6 protein-coding genes are annotated in these 4,342 nt (G+C 71.6%); 1 reads left to right on the top strand and 5 read right to left on the bottom strand.

The window, feature by feature from the left end:
• The 5 genes from ABZY11_RS43115 to ABZY11_RS43095 form a co-directional block, all read right to left on the bottom strand.
• The coding region (locus tag ABZY11_RS43115; protein WP_356484409.1) for a GPW/gp25 family protein at positions 1 to 211 on the bottom strand (211 nt) is incomplete at its 3' end.
• Positions 208 to 525 carry a PAAR domain-containing protein gene (locus ABZY11_RS43110; RefSeq protein WP_356484408.1) on the bottom strand — a complete coding sequence of 106 codons (318 nt, stop codon included), beginning with the start codon at positions 523 to 525 and terminating at the stop codon, positions 208 to 210. The genes ABZY11_RS43110 and ABZY11_RS43115, both read right to left, overlap by 4 nt.
• 112 nt (positions 526 to 637) lie before the next feature.
• Complete coding sequence (locus ABZY11_RS43105) at positions 638 to 2,407, bottom strand: VgrG-related protein (protein ID WP_356484407.1); 1,770 nt, start codon at positions 2,405 to 2,407, stop codon at positions 638 to 640.
• Positions 2,404 to 3,126: a LysM peptidoglycan-binding domain-containing protein gene (locus tag ABZY11_RS43100; protein ID WP_356484406.1), complete on the bottom strand. Its 723-nt coding sequence runs from the start codon at positions 3,124 to 3,126 to the stop codon at positions 2,404 to 2,406. The genes ABZY11_RS43105 and ABZY11_RS43100 overlap by 4 nt, the downstream gene beginning before the upstream one ends.
• 66 nt (positions 3,127 to 3,192) lie before the next feature.
• Complete coding sequence (locus ABZY11_RS43095; RefSeq protein ID WP_356484405.1) at positions 3,193 to 3,618, bottom strand: phage tail protein; 426 nt, start codon at positions 3,616 to 3,618, stop codon at positions 3,193 to 3,195.
• A gap of 112 nt (positions 3,619 to 3,730) precedes the next feature.
• Here ABZY11_RS43095 and ABZY11_RS43090 point away from each other — a divergent pair, with 112 nt between their 5' ends.
• Complete coding sequence (locus ABZY11_RS43090) at positions 3,731 to 3,943, top strand: hypothetical protein (protein WP_356484404.1); 213 nt, start codon at positions 3,731 to 3,733, stop codon at positions 3,941 to 3,943.
• Positions 3,944 to 4,342 lie beyond the last annotated feature (399 nt).

The raw sequence follows: 4,342 nt of genomic DNA, 5'->3' as shown, positions 1-4,342 counted from the left end.
CGGCGGTGGCGCCGTCACCGGGTGCGAAGACGTAGTCGTGGATGCCGCAGCCGAACTCCGGGCGCATCGGCCGCTCGCCCGGCGCCGTGCCGAGCACCAGTCCGATCGCCTCCTCGATCTCCCGGTCCCGCTCGACCATGCCGATGCCGCCCGTGGCACCGACCCGCAGCGGGAAGCCCCAGCCGCGTCCGATGAACCCGCCGCCGCTCACAGCGGGCCCCCGATCAGTACGTTCATCGCGCCGCTGATGATCTGCCCGCCGCAGGTGGTGGTGTCCCGCATCCGGGCGGCGGGCAGGCCGCCGATCAGCACCGGACCGGTGAGCGCGGCGGCCGGGTTGGGCATGATCACGTTCCCCGGCCCGAGCGCGGCGTGCGGGGGGACCACGCACGCGTGCAGGCTCCCGGTGACGGCCGCGGGCCGGCCGCCGATGAGCACGGTGGCGACGGCCACCGCGCCGGGGGGCGGGGTGCCGATGAGGCCGCCGTGGGCGGTGCTGTCGCCCGTGCGGGCTGCGGGGGGCATGGCCGGGGTTCTCCTTGCTGTGAAAGGGACTTCTGCGGGCGTTGCGAAAGGAACTTCTGCTGGGGCGTTGTGACAGGGACTTCTGCGGGCAATCCGACAGCCGGCTCGACCGTCAGTTGATCCTGATGAGCTTGGCCTTGAGCACGGCGAGCAGTCCGCCGTCGACCGTCACGCCCGTCTTGCCGTTGACGGTCACCGAGCGACCCTTGATGTTCACGTCGCCCGTACCGGCGTCGAGGGTGATGCCCGAAGCGGACAGCGTCACCGAGCTCAGCTCCCGGCCGCCGCCGCGGGCCTTCACCGTCAGCGTGATCTCGCCCCGCTTCTCGTCCAGCATGACGTCGAGCCGCTTGTCGCCGGTGGCGATCCGCACCCCGGACGGGCCGCGCGGAGCGTCCAGCAGCTCCAGCCGGTTCCCCGAACGGGACACCAGGGAACGCCGGTTGACCTTGCCGCTGGTCGGGTCGACGAGCGGGACGTCGTGCGGCGATGGTCTGTCGACCCCGTTGTAGAGACCGCCGAGCACATACGGGCTGTCCAGCAGCCCCTGCTCGAACCCGACCAGCACCTCGTCGTTGACCTCGGGGCTGAACACTCCGCCGCCGCCCTGCCCGCCCCACTGCACCGTACGGACCCAGTCAGTCACATAGGTGTCGTCGAGCCAGGGGAACTTCAGCCGGACCCAGCCGCGTTGGCCTCTGCCCTCCTCGCGGATGTCGGTGACCACCCCGATCGCCAGGCCCGGCATGCGCGGCCCGCGCGCCGGAGCGCTCCCGCCGCCGGCCAGCCCCGCCAGTGAACGGTCCGGCGACGCGCTGACGATCACGGTCGTGCGGTAGCCGGTGTCCGGCTCGAAGACGTGGTGCGCGGCGGTCGCGGTGTAGCGGCCGGAGAACGCGGGCCCCACGTTGCCGAGGGCCACCGGTTCGCCCGCGCGCAGTTGGGGGTTTCCGTAGGCGACCGCCTCGATCTCCCCGAAACCGGAGCTGACCGAGGCGGCGAGCGCTCCGGCCACGGCGGCGGTCTCCGCCTGGGTCCGGTACGGAGTGTCGGCGATCGTCGTACGGGCGCTGGAGCCGAACGCCGCGGCCGGCAGCGTCGGGCTCAGCCCCGGTGCGACGGTGTCGCTGCGGATGGACTGTTCCCGGGCCACCAGCCGCGACTTGGCGTTGACGTTCCAGCCGCGCACCTCGACGCTGTCCGCGCCGTCCGCCCCGGTCAGCACCGCCCGCAGGGCCAGCAGGTTGTTCCCGTACTCCAGGACCATCGGGTCGCGCGAGGCGGACGTCGAGGGCGAGGGGGCCGAAGAGGCCGGCTTCGGCTTCACGAACTGCAACAGGCCCTTGTCGTCGATCCGCACGCTCGCCCCGCTCTCGGCCGCCAGGTGCTGGAGGAACTCCCAGTCCGAGACGTTCGGCTGGGTCAGCTGCTGGTACGTGATCGGCGCGGCCTCGATTTTCCCGCAGGCCAGCCCGGCGTCCGCGGCGACCTTGCGGACGATGTCCGCCGCCTTCATGTTCCGGTACGCCACCACCTTCCGGCCGCGCTGGAGCCGGTGCGCTTTGGAGAACGCCCGGACGACCGTGAACGAACCGGTGGTGTCGCTGTCCAGCTCGACCGCGGTGACCTCCCCGGTGAACAGCCGCTCGCGCACCCGCTCCTTCACGGTGACGACGGAGATCTTCAGCCGGGTGCCGATCGTGATCCCGGTCGCGGTGAGGAACTTGTGGTCAGGGTCCCGGTACATCAGCACGGCGGCGTCCGGCAGACCGACGTTCTCGTCGACCACACAGCTCACCAACTGGGTGGCCCACACGGCAGGCACCTCGCCGGGCGCCTCGACGATCGGGTCGGCGGCGAAGGAACGTCCGGGGGCGGTCACCGGCTTCCCTCCGAGACGTGGTCTTCCAGTCCCGGCACCAGCAGTTCCCGGCCGGGCGTCAACTGCATCGGGTCGTCGATGTCGTTGGCGTCCGCGATGGTGCGCCAGGCGGTGGCATCGCCGTACTCCCGCCAGGCGAGCAGCGGCAGACTGTCCCCGGCGACCACCCGGTGCGTACGACGTGCCTCCCGCGAGCCGGACGTGGGGTTCTGGCCGGCCGGATCCACGCTCGCCTCCTCGATCGACAGGGAGCAGGTGGCGCGCAGCGGCTTCCCGTCGACGTCGAACAGCGTGTACGAGACGGAGAGGTTGGACAGCACACCGTCGAACGAGGTCGTCTTCGAGGTGCCCCAGTCGAAACGGACCCAGGGGCTGGCGGGCGTCTTGCGGGCCAGGCTGCTCGGGGTGGGCACACACGCCAGCATGAGCTGCTCCACCGCCTTCTCCACCGAGTTGTCATGGGTGGCGGTGGAGTCCAGGAAGACCTCCAGGGACAGCGACCGGGGCCCACTGCCCACGAATTCGGGCAGGGCGGACTGCCCGGCCGTCCGGGACGGCGTACGCCGCCACTCGGTGCTCTTGCTCAGCGACAGCTTCGCGGGGTTGAACTGCAACGTGAGCCGGGCGAGGCTCCCGCCCGGTTTGGCACCGACGGTCGCCGGCGGTTCCATGATGGTCAGCTGGGCGCGAGCACGGCTCGTACGGACGGCGGGTGACATCGCGTTCCTCCTTCCCGATCTTCTCTGCTACCTGTACCTGTGACTGCCAAGGGATGTGCCGGAACGTCAGGACGGCTCCAGGCCCTCGTGCGCGATCTCCAGCGTCTCGATCGCCGCCTGGGAGCTGGCGGGGTCGAAGGACGGTCCCTGCCAGCGGACCGGCACGATGCCGTGCACCTGCCAGCCGATGATGCGGCCGAGGTCCGGACGGAGCGCGACGATCTCGCCGTCCTTGGGCTCGACCCGCTGGATCGTCTCGTTCAGCCACCGTGCGATCTTGAGCGTGTCGGCGGTGACGGGGCGGGTCAGTGTGATGTTGGTCCAGGTGATCCGCCCCGGCAACTGCCAGGTGAAGCCGTTGTTTCCGCCCTCGGCGTACTGCTCCATCTCCACCTCGGCGCCCAGTCCCGAGCAGGTGTGGAAGGCCCCCAGGTCGCTGCCTCCGATGACGAGCTTGAAGAACACGCTCGTCGCGAAGATGTTGTCCGTCATGTGCTTCTCTTCTTCTCTGCTGTTTCCCGAGTGCCGTGCCACGCCGTGCCGGGCGGGCCGCCGTCAGCGACGGCCGTCGTGCAACCGTCCGGCACGCTCCCGCCCTCTGCGCATGTCCGCGCGGATCAGCCGGCTCACCGGATCGAGCAGACGACGGGCCAGTTCCTCGATGTCCGTCCCGGTGACCCGGTTCGCGACCGGAGGTTCCGCGATGGGCGGGGCCGCCGGGGCGGCCGATCCGGTCCTTCCCGACGGTGCGACGGGCTTCACCGGGGCCGCCCGCACCGGAACGCCGGTGATTCCGGCACCGGCCGCCGCGCGCTGAAGCACCTCGGCCGTGGACCCTGCGGCTCCGGCTCCGGCTCCGGCTCCGGCTCCGGCAGCGGGAGTCGGAGTCGGCGCGCGTTGCGGAACCCGTACCGAAAGGCTCGGCGGCCCGGTGGGAGGAGCATCGGCTCCGGGCGTCGGTCCGGTGGTCGTGGGAACGGCGGATTCGGGCACCACGGGCAACGCCGTGCGCTGTACGGGCACGGCGGCTGCTCCCTGCCGGTCCGGTGCGGGCGGATGCGGGCGTACGACCAAAACCGGCTGAGCGGCGGACGGCTGGGAAGGGGAAATAGATGGGGCGGATGGGGCGGATGGGGTGGGCGGGGCGGGGCATGGGGCCGAGGGCTGCGGTCCCCGGGAGGCGAGGCGTGGGGCCGGGGGCTGCGGTCCCCGGGAG

This window comes from Streptomyces sp. NPDC006510 (assembly GCF_040611955.1).
GTDB lineage: Bacteria > Actinomycetota > Actinomycetes > Streptomycetales > Streptomycetaceae > Streptomyces.
This window is presented reverse-complemented; position numbering and strand designations above follow the sequence as displayed.

Bases quoted from the DNA above. Each gene is read 5' to 3' on its own strand.
- ABZY11_RS43090 (WP_356484404.1), top strand. From the start codon at position 3,731: ATGTCCGCGCGGATCAGCCGGCTCACCGGATCGAGCAGACGACGGGCC.
- ABZY11_RS43100 (WP_356484406.1), bottom strand. From the start codon at position 3,126: ATGTCACCCGCCGTCCGTACGAGCCGTGCTCGCGCCCAGCTGACCATC.
- ABZY11_RS43110 (WP_356484408.1), bottom strand. From the start codon at position 525: ATGCCCCCCGCAGCCCGCACGGGCGACAGCACCGCCCACGGCGGCCTC.
- ABZY11_RS43095 (WP_356484405.1), bottom strand. From the start codon at position 3,618: ATGACGGACAACATCTTCGCGACGAGCGTGTTCTTCAAGCTCGTCATC.